This is a genomic window from Pleurocapsa sp. CCALA 161 (assembly GCF_003003995.1).
Taxonomy (GTDB): domain Bacteria; phylum Cyanobacteriota; class Cyanobacteriia; order Cyanobacteriales; family Xenococcaceae; genus Waterburya.
In genome coordinates this window covers 1-16375 of record NZ_PVWF01000060.1, presented here as the reverse complement: position 1 = coordinate 16375, position 16375 = coordinate 1, and the positions used below count along the sequence as shown (strand labels likewise).

Genomic DNA, 16375 nt, shown 5'->3' with positions numbered 1-16375 from the left:
ATTAAGCTGTCATGTATTGAGCAGATACATTGATGACTAATTTGTAGATTGATTAGAATAAAGTTGACCAGCAACACCTACGCAACTAAGATTTTAATGGACTTTATTACTAGTATTCTCAACACTCTTGGCTCAGGTGCAACTGCCTATATTTTGGCTAGCAGACTACGGGATCCTCAAACTCGTCCTAACACTCTGGCGGGGTTTCAAATGGCTGAATCTGGAGCAGTACCCTTTTTGACTAAACTAGCAGCAAGAGCAACTGATGAAGGTGATACTTGGCTAGCAGAAAAGTTAACCATTCATGCTGCTGATGAACAACGTCATGGTCAAATCTTTGCTCATGGACTAAAACAGCTAGGCAAAGAAGTGAAAACTGCTGCTGAAATGAAGCAACAGTTAGAAAACAAGTCTAACCAAGCTAAAAATTCTAGTCCTTTTTTTAGTAAGTTTTACCGTGGCTATGAGCCAGAAGCCTTAAAAGCAGAAAATATTGATTGGCTAGTCTTTATGGCAAGTACTTATATCTTGGAATTTGATGCTAGTAAAGATTTTACGCGGATGGCGACAGCTTTGCCAAATGATGAGCTGAAAAGCCGTAATCTTCAGCAAAGTATTTTGAGTGTAGCTCAAGACGAAACTAGACATGCAGCCTATCTTTATACAGCAATGCAACGCAAATTACCTCAAATAGAAGTTGATGCTTTAGTTAGTGACTGGAGAAAGCGTAAAATAGATGCCATGTTTGCTATGGTGGCTGACATGATTCAAACTGGGGAAAGTTCTCGCTCTTTAGTAAAAGATGGTGTTCCAAGTGAAGTTGATGAGCCTACACCACAATTAGTAGAAGTATAAAACTTTCCCTCCCTCAATGGATGTTGACGATGAGCAGTAAACAACAAAAACGTTCTTTTAAGCGCATTCTGATTGCTATTGGGGGGACTACGGCTTTAATTGGCTTAATTTTGGCAGTTGAAAGTATTTTAGACGGAACTAAGACCTGTCAGCCAAGAGAATTTTGGCTGTTTTGCCAGATGAGACAATCGGTACTGTTAAATATTCTTGAAGGGTTCAGCATCTTAGTCGCCGTCTGGCTTTTTTTCCTTGAAGCGCCAGAAAGAGATAAGCAGGCACATTATGAAGCCTGGAAAACTATTGATTCCGCCCACGGATTAAGAAATAGCTATGCTAGGTTACAGGCACTTCAAGATCTTAACAGCGATCGCGTTCCCCTCAGAGGTTTTACTGCTCCAGAGGCAGACTTGAGCGGGATTGATCTGTCTGGGGCAGATTTGAGCCATGCTTATTTATCAGGAGCAGATCTAAGCAATGCTAATTTGAGTCATGCTAACTTAAGTCATGCCAACTTAGTCGAAACCAAGCTCAATAATGCCAATCTGACTAACAGCTTGCTGACAGGGGCAGATATCAGCTATGCCGATTTTATTGAAGCTAATTTACAGTTAGTAGATTTTGTGGGTGCAAATATTATTGGGGCAAATTTTGTTCGCTCTAATCTAGCCCAGGCTTATTTTGGCGATGTTAATTTCAATGAATGTCGATTGAATGATGCTAATTTACAGAAAACTAAATTTTTTGGTGTAGAAAACCTAAGTGTCAAACAGATCGAAACTGCTAAAAATTGGTCTGAGGGTATTTATGATGCTAAATTACTAACCAAGCTCAGATAGTATTTACAACTAATTGATGGTAGAGAAAAACTAGGAAAAATCTATCTGCAAGATGGATAAATCATCTTCAAATTGAAAGTTGGGATGCCATGTTCTCACGTACTGTAACAAACGCTTTAAATCTCGTTCTGGGGTTTTTTGATACTTTTTGAGCAAATTAATCAAGCGTTCCAATCCCCAATGAGCATTAACATTAGCCTGGGGTTCAACCTCATAAATTCCATCACTAAATATATATAGACTAGAATTGGCAGCCACTTGGCAAGATGCATTAACGTAGGTAATATTGGGAAACATCCCAATGGGAACACCTGGGGTTTTAAGTCTTTGTTCGAGCAATTGACCAGTGGGGGTTAATAGAATTGCTGGAGGATGCCCTGCACTGGAGTAGGTTAGCCGACGGCTATGGCGGTCGTAAACTCCATACCAAATAGTAAAATATTTATCGTTGCGATCGCTCATCTGAAAAGTTTGGTTTAATCCCCTCAATACTGCATTGGGTTGATAATAATCAACGTTGCTTAATCCACGAGAGCGCAAGAGATTAATTACCGCCAACGAAGGTAAACTCGCCCTTAAACCATGTCCTGAAACGTCTAATAAATAAAATACCAAATGGCGATCATCCAACCAAAAATAATCAAAGCTATCTCCTCCTAACTGTCGCGAAGGAATGAAACAGGCATTGATATTTAACGATGGATGTTGAAGAGGTTCAGGTAGAATAGTACTAACATACTCAGCAGCTTCCGCCAATTCATCTTCTAATAGCTGTTTTTGGTTTTGTAAGTCTTTACTTAGCTGATGTAGTCTTAATCCAGCCCGCACCCTGGCCTTTAACTCATTCATTTCAATCGGCTTGCACAAAAAGTCATCCGCCCCTGCATCCAAACCCTTAACCCGATCTTCAATTGAATCCAAAGAAGTCAATAAAATAAAAAAAGTAGTAGACAATTCAGGAATCGATTTGATCTGACTACAGACTTCTAAACCGTTTTTACGAGGCATAATCCAGTCACAAATAATCAGATCTGGACAAATTGCCTTGGCTTTAATTAAACCTTCTTCTCCATCACTAGCAAGGGTGATATCATAACCCTGCATAACTAGAGTTCTTTCTAATAGCAGTTGAGTTGTGGAGTCATCGTCAATAATCAGAATTTGAGCCATAGTATAATTGATAGTTTTTTAGCTTACAGCCACGGGGGAAGACAATTTTTGGCTAGGCTCGACTAAGCAATCTTGATCATAAAAGTTGAAGTAGCCTTAATTAAACTAAAAACAGAAATTATATACCATCATACATTTGAGCATACTAGAAAAGCATAAAAATATAAGTGGTGCAAACAATCACGAAGTCAGCTAAAGCTCTCTTGTTCGACGAAGAGACAGTTGCAGTGCGTTGAAGATTTCCTCCATGAGCAACTTTTGCCAGAATTATTGAACCCGAACAGTCCAGTCTCGGTGATGTGCATCGATATAATATCGATATATCAATACTTTTAGCTACTGTATGACAGGCAATCAGCTTACTACCTACTACCTGTCATCACCGTTTTATATTTAATTACACTGAATCTACTTAATTGGATAGCGATCGCCTTTCTCTTGGTTAATCTAGATAATTAATCGATCTCTTTTGACAACATCTCGCCTAAAAATTAGCAACAATGTCTCGATGCACTTTTATATAACCATCTTCAACTAATGTAAAATGCTTTTGCAACTTTTGATGTGCTTGAGGTAGAGCATGAAAGGGAATCGAAGGATAAAGGTGGTGTGAACCATGAAAAGGAATATTCCACAACATTAGAGGAAACCAGGTTAAAGTAGTGCGAGTGTTAGTTAAGGGATTATCATTGTAAGTGCATCCTGTATGTTCGGCTAACAAGATAAAGCGTAAAATTGGTTGTCCTACAGCTAGCGGCAATAACCAAAGTGTCAAAAACCAAGGTTGCTTAAATATTAAAGATACAGCGATCGCAATTCCGTAAATAGCTAGTTGTAAACGTGTGGATCTAATCACCTCATCTCGAGCATTTTCAGCAATATAAGCATAATCTTCTAGCTTCCCTGTGGCTACTTTGTAGTGACTTTTAAACTTGCCAATCCACCAGTTAAAACCACTGAGTTCGATTAAATACTCTCTAAAATTACTAGGTTTGGAGTCATCCAATTCGGGGTCTTTATCCTTAACTTGAGCATAGCGATGATGCCATTTATGATAGCGACGATAAAAATCGCTGTTGTAAAAAGATAAAAGTCCTGCTATCCAGGCAACAGTATCGTTAAGATGATTATTCGCAAAAGCGGTACGATGGGAACTCTCATGTAATGGTGCAAACATCACAGCCAAAGTGAACCCGTAGATAATTAACGCTGGTATTTTGACAATCCAATTATCCACCGTTGCCCATAAATAACCACTACCTAACATGACACCAAGATGTCCTGTAAATTGCCAAAGTCCTCGCCAGTTGGAACGAGCATTTAAGGTCTTTAACTCTGACGAATCTAAGATTTGTTTAGGCTTAACGGCTGATTTAGATTTGATTGTGACTCGACTATTCATGATTTGACTCTCTTATCTACTTGTTATAACAAGTTTTTGATCAAATAGATTATAGCAACTTGTTATAATAACTTGGTCATCTTAAGATTAGCAATTAGATAAATTTGGCAAGATCGCAAAAGCAAGCACCACTTCATTTAGGTATTTCCGAACAAATACAGCAGCAAATTATCAATGGTCGTTATTTACCAGGAAATAAATTACCCAGCGAACGAGAACTAATTAAAGAATGGCAAGTTAGCAGAATTACGATCAGAAGAGCGATCGCCAATTTAGTACAACAGGGTCTAGTGACTACCCATCAAGGAAAAGGAGTATTTGTTACTGAGAAATGTAAAGTAACCTATACTCTTTCTAATCCGCTCACGTTTTTAGAAGATAATTTAGCAGACAAAAAAATTGAACTATCGATGCAAAACATAAGCTTTGAGCTTGTTACTGCGCCAACAGAAGTCCAAACAATCCTGCAATTATCCGCCCAAAATCCCACTGCTTATTTACAAAAAAAACTTCTGCTCACAGACAAAGTGCCTGGAGGTGTTGATCTTACCTACATTTTGCCAGAAATCGGACAGAAGCTGGCAACAGAGTTAAAACAAAACATGACCTTTCCTGTCTTAGAACGTCACAATTGGCACATTGATCGCGTCGCAGCCATTATCGAATGTACTAACGCTAATCTTGAACTGAGTGAATATTTAGATATACCTTTGGGTCATCCCCTGTTAGTTTATCGCCATACTGCTTATACAACCAATAATCGTCCGTTAGTTCATGGAGAGACAATTTCTAGAGGCGATCGCTTTTGTTATTCAGTTGATCAACTTCATTAAACCTTTGACCTTTAGCCTTGAGATCCTCAGGGCGTGGTGAGAATACTGTACAACTACTTATATACCAATAGGGTAAATCGAAAACAGCTACCCGATTCTGGCGCACTGTCCACCCAAATCTGACCATAATGAGCAGAGACAATCTGCTGGCAAGTTGCCAGTCCGAGTCCATAACCTTGGGCAGCGCGATCGCGCTGAAGACGAAAATTATCTTCAAAGATCTGCTCTCTTTTGGCAGTAGGAATTCCTGGCCCAGTATCGCAAATACTCACCTGTACCTTTTGATTGGTACGATGGAGAACGGATAAAGAGATACTCCCTTTTTCTGGAGTATATTTAATCGCATTATCCAGCAAATTACTAATCAGTTGACGGATTAATTCAGCATCAGCATAAATTAAGGGCAGATCTTGAGGAACATCCATGACAAAATTCATCGATTTTCGTCCTAATTTGGCATCAAACTGGCTGGCAATATCTTGGCAAAGTGAACACAGATTGAGTGGCTTAGGTTTAACTGCTAGTTTGGCATGGTTGTTTTGAGAATTTTGCAGTAGTTCGCCGATCATGTTATCCATGATGTTAAACTGATTTCTTGCTTGGCGAAATAACTTTCGTTTTAAAGCCAGAAGCTTATTTGCCGACAAATCCTCATTTTTCTCCGATAGCTGAATTGTTTCCACTGCCATCGAGGCTGCCGTCAAGGGTGTACGCAGATCGTGAGCTAACATTGCTAAAATTTTATCTTTAAACCTTAGCTGTGCTTCTAATTCTGCTTTTTCTTGCCTGAGACTAAATATTTCATCCGATAACATTAAGCCTTGGACATCATAATCACCAGTCGGCATAATTGTTGCGGGAGAATTCTCTATAGTCTTGGAGCTGCTTTCTGACGAAGTTTTTGCTTCTTTCCACTGAGGCCACCACTTTTCTAACTGCTGAATTAAATTGCTTCCCGCTAGAGTTTGCCTCGGTGCTGGAGACATTTTCACTAGAGCAGGAGTAGCAACTAATCTAAAAAACTCTACTAAATGGGGCTGTTTCTCGATCTCCACTACATCTAACTTGAAAGCATAATCAGAGCGCAAGCTGTGTAGGTAAGCCTTAATTTCTTGAACTTGCTCTTCTGAAGAAGAACGTTGATCGACAAATAATAATAGTTGAAGCAATAGTTCCTCCGCATTACCTTGATCGGAATCGGGACATTGCTTATGAAAATGCAACACTAAATCTAACTCAACACTTCAATATTCATTCATTAGAAGACGATTTAGGCGATCGTCCTCTATTATTTGCATCGTGTTAACCAAAGTAACTAAAATAATTCAATTAAGTTTTTAATTGAAAATAGCTATCAGTTAACCATCAGCTTAATCAAAGAGAGTTTACCCGCAACTAAAACTTTATCAGAAGACACTATTAAGATATCATAAAATTTACCTAGATTGCCCCAGTTCCATAATTCAAATTCACCCCTAGCTTTAAGCACCTCGTCTGCATTGCTCTCAAAAAATATTTAAAGATACTACATACTACATCATGGCTCTTGGTTATCTTGCACTCGTCTTACACGCCCACCTACCTTTTGTCCGACATCCAGAAAGCGATTTTGTTTTAGAAGAGGAATGGCTGTTTGAAGCCATTACCGAAACTTATGTCCCTCTGCTACAAGTTTTTGAAGGCTTAAAGCGGGATGGAGTAGACTTTAAAATGACGATGAGTATGACACCGCCATTGGTGTCAATGCTACGGGATGAACTGTTACAGGATCGTTACGATGCTCATTTAGCCCAACTAGAAGAATTAATTGCCAAAGAGATTGACCGACATCAACACAACGGTCATATGCTTTATTTGGCTGAATACTATGCCAACTCATTTAGTCAGATTCGCCAGACTTGGGTAGGTTATAATCGCGATTTAGTAGGCGCTTTTAAGCAATTTTTGGATAGTGGCAACCTGGATATTATTACCTGTGGAGCGACTCATGGCTATCTGCCATTGATGAAAATGTATCCACAAGCAGTATGGTCGCAAATTAAGGTTGCTTGTGAACACTATGAAGAAAACTTTGGTCGCGCTCCTAAGGGAATTTGGTTACCAGAATGTGCCTATTATGAAGGTCTAGAAAGAATGCTGGCAGATGCTGGCTTGCGTTATTTTCTGACTGATGGACACGGTATTCTTTATGCTCGTCCTCGTCCTCGTCATGGCTCTTATGCTCCCATCTTTACTGAAACAGGAGTAGCAGCTTTTGGTCGTGACCATGAATCTTCGCAACAAGTTTGGTCTTCTAAGGTGGGCTATCCTGGAGCAGTAGAATATCGTGAATTCTACAAAGATTTAGGTTGGGAGGCAGAGTATGAATACATTAAGCCCTACATCATGCCCAACGGGCAACGTAAAAACACAGGTATTAAATACCACAAAATTACTAGTCGCGATGGCGGATTGACCGAAAAAGGTCTATACGATCCTTATTGGGCAAGAGAAAAAGCTGCCGAACATGCTGGTAACTTTATGTATAATCGCGAACGCCAAATTCAGAATCTTAGTGGCATGTTGCAGCGTCCACCAATTGTGGTTTCGCCTTACGATGCTGAACTATTTGGTCACTGGTGGTACGAAGGACCTCAATTTATCGACTTTTTGTTCCGTAAAAGCTGGTACGATCAAGGCACATATGACATGATTCACCTGTCGGAATATCTTCAACAGCAGCCGACGCAACAGGTATGTCGTCCATCTCAATCCAGCTGGGGTTATAAAGGTTTTCATGAATATTGGTTGAACGATACTAATGCTTGGGTTTATCCTCATCTGCACAAAGCAGCGGAGAGAATGATCTACCTAGCTAATCGTGAACCTGCGGATGAATTGGAATGGCGAGCTTTAAATCAGGCTGCCAGAGAAGTCTTATTAGCACAATCGTCTGACTGGGCGTTTATTATGCGGACAGGGACAATGGTGCCTTATGCAATTCGCAGAACGCGATCGCATTTACTCCGTTTTAACAAAATCTATGATGATATTTTAATCGGCAAAATAGATTCTGGATGGTTAGAAAAAGTGGAGCTAATTGATAATATTTTCCCTAATATTAACTATCGTACCTATCGGACTATTTAGCCACTAATGATTAATCTAAAGCTTTAAATATCACTTTAATTAACAAGATTTAAAGCATTAATTGAGAGAAAAAATTTATTGTTCTCCTATCCTTAGTCAAACTATCGGTAGGAGATAATTTAATTACTAATTTTTTCGCTCTGGCTTAGATGAAGCCGTAAAACTACAGATTAATAGTATGACCACACCAAAATTGATTGCGACATCAGCGACATTAAATACGGGAAAGTTAATCAGGCGAAAATCGAGAAAATCAACCACATAACCAAATAAAAAGCGATCTATTCCATTCCCCACCGCCCCTGATAAAATAAACCCATAACCTAACTGCTCAAGTAAAGTTATTTTTGGCGAGTGCCAAACAAAAATAACCAAGATAAAACTCACTATTAGGGAAATCCAGCGTAAAATATCAACCTGTCCGCGAAAAAAACTAAAAGCGGCTCCCGTATTAATTACATAGGTAAAATGAAACACATTTTGCCACAGAGGCAAGGTATCACCAACTTCAGCAAAATTTTGCACCACAATATATTTAGTTAGCTGATCGAAGATAATCCCCAAAATAGCCACTAGCAAAAAGCTTCTTTTTCGTCGTATCAGTCGCATCATTTTTTTACCCATAACTCAAGATAAATAAAAAACAAATTCAAGCTATAATTATTAAGAATCTTTGAGAAAAAGATACAAAAGTCTAATAGACCAATTATATGTCTCTTCCTATTCGCAACATTGCCATTATTGCTCACGTCGATCACGGTAAAACCACTCTCGTAGACGCACTCCTCAAACAATCGGGTATTTTCCGCGAAGGCGAAGATGTACCAGATTGCGTCATGGACTCTAACGATCTTGAACGAGAACGGGGAATTACAATTCTGTCCAAGAATACCGCAGTTAGCTATCAAGATACTCTAATCAATATTGTTGATACCCCTGGTCACGCTGACTTCGGTGGTGAAGTCGAACGAGTCTTGGGAATGGTTGACGGTTGTGTCCTCATTGTTGATGCCAACGAAGGGCCAATGCCACAAACTCGCTTCGTGTTAAAAAAAGCTTTGGAGCAAGGTTTACGTCCCATTGTCGTAGTTAATAAGATCGATCGCCCTCGCGCTCATCCAGATGGTGCGGTAGATAAAGTATTTGATTTGTTTGTTGAACTGGGTGCAGATGATGACCAGTGCGACTTTACTACCCTTTATGCTTCTGGGTTAGAAGGATATGTCAAAGAAACCCTCGATGAAGAAGGGGTAGATATGAAACCTTTGTTTGAAGCCATCCTTCATCATGTTCCACCTCCAGCAGGGGATGTCAATAAACCATTGCAGCTACAGGTCACAACCCTGGATTATTCTGATTATCTGGGTCGAATTGTGATTGGCAGAATTCATAATGGGGTGTTGAAATCGGGTCAACAGGCCGCTTTGATCAAAGAAGATGGCAAGGTGGTTAAAGCCAAAATATCCAAGCTGATGGGTTTTAAAGGTCTAGCGCGAGTCGAAATGGATGAGGCTAGTGCGGGGAATATTGTCGCAGTATCAGGCTTTGCCGATGCGAATATTGGCGAGACAATCACCTGTCCTAATGAGCCTCAAGCTCTACCGCTAATTAAAGTAGATGAACCTACTTTACAAATGACTTTCTCGGTTAATAATTCCCCGTTTGCAGGGCTGGAAGGCAGTTTCGTCACATCTCGTCAAATTCGCGATCGCCTTATGCGAGAATTAGAAACTAACGTGGCTCTGCGAGTGGAAGATGGTGATTCAGCAGAGCAGTTTTTAGTTTCTGGTCGTGGAGAACTGCACTTAGGTATTTTAATTGAAACTATGCGTCGGGAAGGATATGAATTCCAAGTATCCCAACCCCAGGTAATCTACCGCGAAATTAAGGGTAAACCCTGTGAACCTTTTGAATATCTGGTTATAGATGTTCCTGAAGCTGCCGTTGGTAGCTGTATTGAACGTCTTGGACAGCGCAAGGGCGAAATGAAAGATATGCAAACTGGTGGTGGACGGACTCAACTAGAATTTGTGATTCCCGCCCGAGGTTTAATTGGTTTTCGTGGTGACTTTGTGCGCATTACTCGCGGTGAAGGTATTATGAACCACAGTTTTCTTGAGTATCGTGACTTTTCTGGTGAACTAGAAACTCGCTACAACGGAGTAATTATTGCTTTTGAAGAAGGTATAGCCACTTTTTATGCGCTGAAAAATGCCGAAGATCGTGGCACATTCTTTATTACTCCTGGTACTAAAGTTTATAAAGGCATGATTGTTGGGGAACATAATCGTCCCCAAGACCTTGATTTAAATGTTTGTAAAGCCAAGCAGTTGACTAACCACCGTGCGGCGAGTGGAGATGAATTGGTTCAACTCCAAGCCCCGACTGAAATGAGCTTAGAACGCGCTCTTGAATATATTGGTTCTGATGAGCTAGTCGAAGTCACCCCAGAATCAATTCGTCTGCGTAAACTTAAAACTAAGAAGCTGGTTAAAAGTTAGGCTTAGTTATGACGAAGTCAGAGGAAGCCCCGTCGTTTTACGGCGGGGTCTCTCTGACTAAATCAATCTAATTAACCTTTTGATTGGGTAGCGATCGCTGCCCTTTTTTAGGTGTTTTTTTGCTTCTACATCAATCTTGTGATTCTTTGCTATGAACATACCCGTTAATTTAATTTTGCTCTGCTCAATTATTGGAGCAGTTGTTTTAACTTATGCGCCATTTTTGGTTGTTGCCTGGGGACGATTTAAGGCTGGCTACGATCAATCAGCACCCCGAGCTATGTTCGAGCAACTTCCTGATTATGCTAAACGTGCTACCTGGGCGCACCAAAATAGCTTTGAAGCTTTAACTATTTATGGTTTGGCTGCGCTTATGGCTTATGCTACAGGAGTAGAATCGGCTTGGGCAAAAATTGCCGCGATCGCTTGGATGGTGGCACGCTTACTCTATTCTGTTTTTTATATTATCAACATTCCTTTAGGGCGATCGCTAATGTTTGCGATCGGTTCTTTGTGTGGCTGGACTTTGTTTGGCTTAAGTATCTTGAAAGTAATGAATTAACTACTTAACTGTAATTTTAAACTAAGCAAATCAATTATTTTTTGATCGTGTTAAGCATAGCTTGACAATTTGGCTGCTTTTTAAGTAAAGTTATACTTGACACAGATAAAATGAAAGAGTGAAAAACAGACTAAAAGAGCTGAGAAAGACCCGTCATTGGTCACAGGCAGATTTAGCGAGGGCATTAAAAATTAGCCGTCAAGCTGTCAATGGGTTTGAGTCAGGCAAGTTCACCCCCAGCTTAGAAATGGCTTTTAAAATTGCTCTATTATTTGATGTTGTCATCGAAGAAATATTTTTATATCAGGAGAAAAGTTCAATGCCAGCTCTAATTGAAAGAATTGAAAGTTTTACTCAGTGGTTGCCCAAAGGAGAGAAGTTTACATACAAAGCAATTGAAGCAATAGAATATGCCCAATATAAAGCTGCGTTATCGGGATCTTCGCAGGTTGAACCAGAACACATACTATATGGTTTATTAAATCATCCAACTACTACGGCTGCTAGATTGCTTAGAGAACATGGATTGACTTTAAATATGCAAGATGCTGTTATTATCGAACAAACAGAAGTTCCCAAGATTACTAAATTCAGTTTAGACAGCAAGTATATATTGGAAGAGGCATTAAGTATTACTCGACTAAAGCAGAAAAAATATATTGATACTGAGCATCTACTGTTAGGTTTAGTTAAATTGATGCAGCTAGGAAATGAAAATCTAAATGATATTTTTCAACAAAACGAAGTAGACATTAAATCATTAATCGAAAATGTCACTGAGTTGATTCTGATCTAAATATTATTCATTATTCATCTTTCTAACAAGTATTGAGGCAATTTCAGGCTGCGATACCATTTTCAAATGATCGCCTGGAACTTCATAAACATCAACACCTCCTAAAGCCAATCCTTCCCAGCCTCCAATCGGATCAAAATACCCCTCAACAGTTCGGATTTTGGCGCGAAATAAAGATATTTTACCTCCATAAGCTTGACGAATATATTTTCTATATTGCCGAATCAATTTATAGTTATGATGCTCAAGGATAGCTAAAGATCTTTGTTTAGGAGCAAGAAATAGCGTAACTAACTCAAAATACTTTTCTTGGATCGAGGGGAGAACTAGTTTACTTAAAGAGCCTGCAATTCTAGCTTGCAAATAGCTCAAAGATTCAGTTACTGATAACTGTGCCAAATTATACAAATGAATTTGTAATTGTGGTAATAATGGGTATTTCTTAGAACAATTGGGTCCTAAACAATCAAACAAAGCAAGCATAGCCACTTTTTCTCCATTTTTCTCTAGCTGTAGTGCCATTTCATAGGCAACAAAGCCCCCAAAAGAATACCCGCCCAAATAATAAGGACCTTGTGGTTGAATTAATTTAATTTCCTGAAGATAATCAGTAGCCATTTCTTCAATCGAAGTTGATGGTGTTTGTTGACCATCTAAACCTCTTGCCTGCAAGCCATAGAAAGGTCTGTCTGTTCCCATAGCTTCGGCTAGAGCATAATAAGAAAGAACATTTCCCCCTACGGGATGGATGCAAAAGAAAGGTGGTTTAGTTCCCTGAGGTTGAATACTGACTAGAGTAGACCAAGATATTGAGCAGCCTCGATCATTCATTACTTTGGCTAACTGAGCAATAGTAGGTGCAGTAAATAAAGTTGCCAAGGGTAGATTTTGACCACAGACTTTTTGAATTTGCTCAAACAAGCGTAAGGCCAAGAGAGAATTCCCCCCAAGCTCAAAGAAATTATCATCTCTGGTGATTGGTCGAACATTTAAAATTCGCGACCAAATTTGACTCAATTGAGCTTCTAAAGAGTTGGGAATTGATAAAATGCTTGGTGTCTCTAATTGCTTGGTTTGATTTTGGGGCAGTGCTTTGAGGTCTACTTTTCCGTTGGGGGTTAGGGGAAAAGCATCGAGAAAAATTAAGGTGGCAGGAATGGCAAATTCAGGCAATTGGCTTTTCAGCCAGTCTCGCAATTGCTGGGTAGTCAAGGTTGAGTTGGGTTTTAAGATTAAGTAAGCAACCAAGCCAGAGCGTTCGGGACTACTAGAATTAACTGTGACTAGGGTTTCCTGAATTTCTGGACATTGCAGCAGGGTTGCTTCAATTTCTCCCAATTCAATTCTCACCCCGCGAATTTTGACTTGATTGTCAATTCGTCCTAAAAATTCAATGTTACCATCAGGGAAATAGCGCCCTAAATCTCCTGTTTTGTACAGACGATCTTCCTTCCCCTCATTATTAAGAAAGATTTGCTTAAGGAAAGGATTAGCAATAAATTTTGAAGCGGTCAATTCTGGACGATGTAGATAGCCTCTGGCTACACCAACTCCGCCAATGTAAAGTTCTCCTGTCACTCCAATAGGAATTAGCTGTTGTTCAGGGTCTAAAATATAAAAAGATTGGTTATGAAGAGGACGACCGTAAGGAATAGTTTTTTCAGCCGACCAAGTTTGGGTGATGGGATAGCAAATTGACCAAATAGAAGCTTCTGTTGCTCCTCCCAAACTAACAATTTGTAGCTGTGGGTTAAGGTTCTGGAGTTGAACTACTAAGTTAGGATTAAGGCGATCGCCGCTGAGTAAAATTAAACGTAAGGATGGTGGTAGTTGTCGCCCAAAACTGATTAAATAGTTCACCAATAGCTCTAATAAAGCTGGGGCTGAGTTCCAAATAGTAACCTGTTGTTGAGCAATTAGCTCTAACCAATGTTCGGGATCGGGACAATTTGCAGCTTGAGGCACAACTATCGTACCGCCTGAACCGAGTACTCCAAAAAGATCATAAACCGATAGATCGAAGCTCAAGGAAGAAACGGCTAAAACCCTGTCTTGAGGTTGGACAGCAAAACGCTCCTCAAGATCAAATAAAGTATTAACCACACTCTGATGTTCGATCGCGACTCCTTTGGGGTTGCCTGTTGAACCAGAAGTATAGATTACATAAGCTAGGTTATTGCTCTGAACTGAACTAGGGGGATTTATGTTTCTTAATCCCTTGGTGTCCCATCGATCTAGACAGATAATTTGAGCAGAAGTTTCGGGCAATCGCTCCAGTAGTTTAGCTTGAGTTAACAACACATCAACATGAGCATCTTCTACAAGATACTTCAGTCGAGCGACGGGATAATTAGGATCAAAAGGTACATAAGCACCTCCAGCCTTGAGAATAGCAAAGACAGCGATCGCCATTTCTAAGGAACGCTCTAGGCAAACAGCAACTAAGGTTTCTGCCTGAACTCCCAATTGTTGAAGATGGTGCGCCAATTGATTAGCTCGACGGTTTAATTCACCTCTGGTTAAAGACTTTCCTTGACAGACTATGGCGATCGCGTCTGGATTTTCGACTACTCTTGCTTCAAATAATTGATGGAGACATATATCTGTGGGATAGTCGGCAGCGGTTTGATTCCATTCTAACAGGCGTTTTTGAGCCGAGGAGCCGAGCAAAGATAGTTGCGAGACAGGACTATCATAGCTAGCAATTCCTTCTATTAGAGTTTGCCATTGCTCTAGCATCAAAGTAATTTGCTGGGGAGAGAAAACTTCGGTGTTGTAGGATAAAAAGGTTTCTGACTGACTGTTAGACTCGGCGCAGATTAAAATTAAATCGCCCGAAGGACAATCTAGTTGATTATCTTGAACGATGGTGAGGGCAAAATTCTGGGGTTTATTAGCTAAATCAGGAGAGCGAGGAATTAAATCCACAGCATAGGTTTGGTATTTTCGATTAAGTTTTTTCCTTTGAGAGATCGCTTCAAGCACTTCAGTAAAATTTTGTTCAGGCGAGATCTGCAAATTAACAGGTAGATAATTAGCAAACCAAGAGTTCAAACTGCGATCGCCTATAGATCCCTCAAACCCCATGGTAATTTGCTGGTTACCACTTAAACGGGTTAAATAAATCGCCCAGGCAGCAACAATAATTTCTAGCAGCGCAGATGTTCCATATAGTTGTTGAAGAGAATCAATTACGGTTGAAGTTAAAGGCAGTTTAACCTGTTGATAGTCTTTGCCACTGGTCTGATTTAATTTTTGCACCCCAGTCAGGGCAAAAGGTTGGCACTTAGACAACTGTTTAGACCAATAGTTTTCTCCTGATGCCAGTTCGCCCGCCAATTTCACTATCTCAGCACTCAATTGTGGGGGAATTTTTGGTAACTTTTGTCCCTGTTTAAGTTGATAATCTTCAGCTAATAACTCAATTGAGCTAACTCCCTGTTGAGTAATAATCTTCTGTAGCGCAATATCTTGACTAGCAGTTGCCACAATTAATTGGTTAGTCTGAATTTTAATAATTGTTCCTGGTGACTGTGGTGATTGGGTAGGGAGTATTTGTACCTTCGTCACAATCCCATAGTCTAGATCGTCGGCTAAATTTAGGAGTAATTTAGCTGTTGTCAGAGGATTGGGATAATTACCAAAATCTAACCCTCTTACCAAATTATCAATTACTGCTGCTGGTCGATCAAAATCTATGACCCCCAAAGCAGTAGGTTTTTGGTGGCGACTAAAATAACTTCGTTGTTGTAGGCATTGTGGAGTTAAAGTTACTTGGTTAGTAGCTAATTCAGCAATTAATTCAGTAAAAGCAGCGATCGCTGCTTGATAGCATTTAAGATTTAGGCTTAAAGCTGTCTCTGCTGGCTCTATGTCTATGGTTCTTTGCTTGATAATATTTCCCGTATCAATTCCCTCCGCCATTTCATGCCAGGTAATACCGTGTTGCTTTTCGCCATTAATAATTGCCCACGCAGAAGCATTAGCTCCTGCATACTTGGGTAGTAAGGCATCGTGATAATTAATTGCTTTGTCTACTAAATTTAAAATTTTTGGGGATAAAATTGAATGGTTGACAACACTAAAAAGATAGTCACATTTAGTTTTTTCTAAGCTCGATAATAATTTTTGAGGGGTTTTTAAGCAGATAATATTATTATCATCAGCCCATTTTTTTACTGTTCGATCTGCCGAGACAATTCCTCTAATTTGATGTTGATGCCTAAGTAATATTTCGGCACATTCTATTAGTAAATTTCCCTCGCCAATTAAATAGCAATTAAATAAAAAT

At 39.7% G+C, this 16375-nt stretch carries 12 protein-coding genes; 7 read left to right on the top strand and 5 right to left on the bottom strand.

Annotated features, from left to right (window positions below):
* The first annotated feature begins 96 nt into the window (after positions 1-96).
* Positions 97-855, top strand: coding sequence for a ferritin-like domain-containing protein (locus C7B62_RS14820; protein ID WP_106237884.1), 759 nt, complete (start codon positions 97-99; stop codon positions 853-855).
* Positions 856-884: 29 nt separating this feature from the next.
* The gene (locus C7B62_RS14815; protein WP_233219981.1) at positions 885-1691 is read left to right on the top strand and encodes a pentapeptide repeat-containing protein; all 807 of its coding nucleotides are present in this window, start codon (positions 885-887) and stop codon (positions 1689-1691) included.
* A 30-nt stretch (positions 1692-1721) separates the two neighbouring features.
* Here the strand turns inward: C7B62_RS14815 and C7B62_RS14810 are convergent, their stop codons facing one another.
* Both C7B62_RS14810 and C7B62_RS14805 read right to left on the bottom strand, forming a co-directional pair.
* Complete coding sequence (locus C7B62_RS14810) at positions 1722-2861, bottom strand: PP2C family protein-serine/threonine phosphatase (protein WP_106237880.1); 1140 nt, start codon at positions 2859-2861, stop codon at positions 1722-1724.
* Positions 2862-3345: 484 nt separating this feature from the next.
* Positions 3346-4263: a fatty acid desaturase family protein gene (locus C7B62_RS14805; protein ID WP_106237876.1), complete on the bottom strand. Its 918-nt coding sequence runs from the start codon at positions 4261-4263 to the stop codon at positions 3346-3348.
* 104 nt (positions 4264-4367) lie between these two features.
* Between C7B62_RS14805 and C7B62_RS14800 the strand changes: the two genes are divergently transcribed.
* Positions 4368-5096, top strand: coding sequence for a GntR family transcriptional regulator (locus C7B62_RS14800; RefSeq protein ID WP_106237873.1), 729 nt, complete (start codon positions 4368-4370; stop codon positions 5094-5096).
* 53 nt (positions 5097-5149) lie between these two features.
* Here the strand turns inward: C7B62_RS14800 and C7B62_RS14795 are convergent, their stop codons facing one another.
* Positions 5150-6322, bottom strand: coding sequence for a histidine kinase (locus C7B62_RS14795; RefSeq protein ID WP_106237869.1), 1173 nt, complete (start codon positions 6320-6322; stop codon positions 5150-5152).
* A 313-nt stretch (positions 6323-6635) separates the two neighbouring features.
* On the opposite strand from C7B62_RS14795, the gene C7B62_RS14790 reads away from it, so the two are divergent.
* Positions 6636-8225: a glycoside hydrolase family 57 protein gene (locus C7B62_RS14790; RefSeq protein ID WP_106237866.1), complete on the top strand. Its 1590-nt coding sequence runs from the start codon at positions 6636-6638 to the stop codon at positions 8223-8225.
* Positions 8226-8351: 126 nt separating this feature from the next.
* On the opposite strand, the gene lspA is transcribed toward C7B62_RS14790, so the two are convergent.
* Complete coding sequence (lspA, locus tag C7B62_RS14785) at positions 8352-8837, bottom strand: signal peptidase II (protein WP_199194209.1); 486 nt, start codon at positions 8835-8837, stop codon at positions 8352-8354.
* A gap of 98 nt (positions 8838-8935) precedes the next feature.
* On the opposite strand from lspA, the gene typA reads away from it, so the two are divergent.
* From typA to C7B62_RS14770, 3 genes are all read left to right on the top strand, one after another.
* Complete coding sequence (gene typA / locus C7B62_RS14780) at positions 8936-10726, top strand: translational GTPase TypA (protein ID WP_106237863.1); 1791 nt, start codon at positions 8936-8938, stop codon at positions 10724-10726.
* Between the two features lie 151 nt (positions 10727-10877).
* The gene (locus C7B62_RS14775; RefSeq protein WP_106237859.1) at positions 10878-11288 is read left to right on the top strand and encodes an MAPEG family protein; all 411 of its coding nucleotides are present in this window, start codon (positions 10878-10880) and stop codon (positions 11286-11288) included.
* Positions 11289-11406: 118 nt separating this feature from the next.
* Positions 11407-12084, top strand: a complete 678-nt coding sequence (locus tag C7B62_RS14770) for a helix-turn-helix transcriptional regulator (protein WP_106237855.1) — start codon at positions 11407-11409, stop codon at positions 12082-12084.
* A 3-nt stretch (positions 12085-12087) separates the two neighbouring features.
* On the opposite strand, the gene C7B62_RS14765 is transcribed toward C7B62_RS14770, so the two are convergent.
* Positions 12088-16375 (bottom strand): non-ribosomal peptide synthetase (locus C7B62_RS14765; protein WP_146132110.1); only part of this gene is annotated, 4288 nt, incomplete at its 5' end.

What these genes read in the sequence shown, in the direction of transcription:
- C7B62_RS14820 (WP_106237884.1), top strand. Translation starts at nt 97, where the DNA reads ATGGACTTTATTACTAGTATTCTCAACACTCTTGGCTCAGGTGCAACT.
- C7B62_RS14815 (WP_233219981.1), top strand. Translation starts at nt 885, where the DNA reads ATGAGCAGTAAACAACAAAAACGTTCTTTTAAGCGCATTCTGATTGCT.
- C7B62_RS14810 (WP_106237880.1), bottom strand. Translation starts at nt 2,861, where the DNA reads ATGGCTCAAATTCTGATTATTGACGATGACTCCACAACTCAACTGCTA.
- C7B62_RS14805 (WP_106237876.1), bottom strand. Translation starts at nt 4,263, where the DNA reads ATGAATAGTCGAGTCACAATCAAATCTAAATCAGCCGTTAAGCCTAAA.
- C7B62_RS14790 (WP_106237866.1), top strand. Translation starts at nt 6,636, where the DNA reads ATGGCTCTTGGTTATCTTGCACTCGTCTTACACGCCCACCTACCTTTT.
- lspA (WP_199194209.1), bottom strand. Translation starts at nt 8,837, where the DNA reads ATGATGCGACTGATACGACGAAAAAGAAGCTTTTTGCTAGTGGCTATT.
- typA (WP_106237863.1), top strand. Translation starts at nt 8,936, where the DNA reads ATGTCTCTTCCTATTCGCAACATTGCCATTATTGCTCACGTCGATCAC.
- C7B62_RS14775 (WP_106237859.1), top strand. Translation starts at nt 10,878, where the DNA reads ATGAACATACCCGTTAATTTAATTTTGCTCTGCTCAATTATTGGAGCA.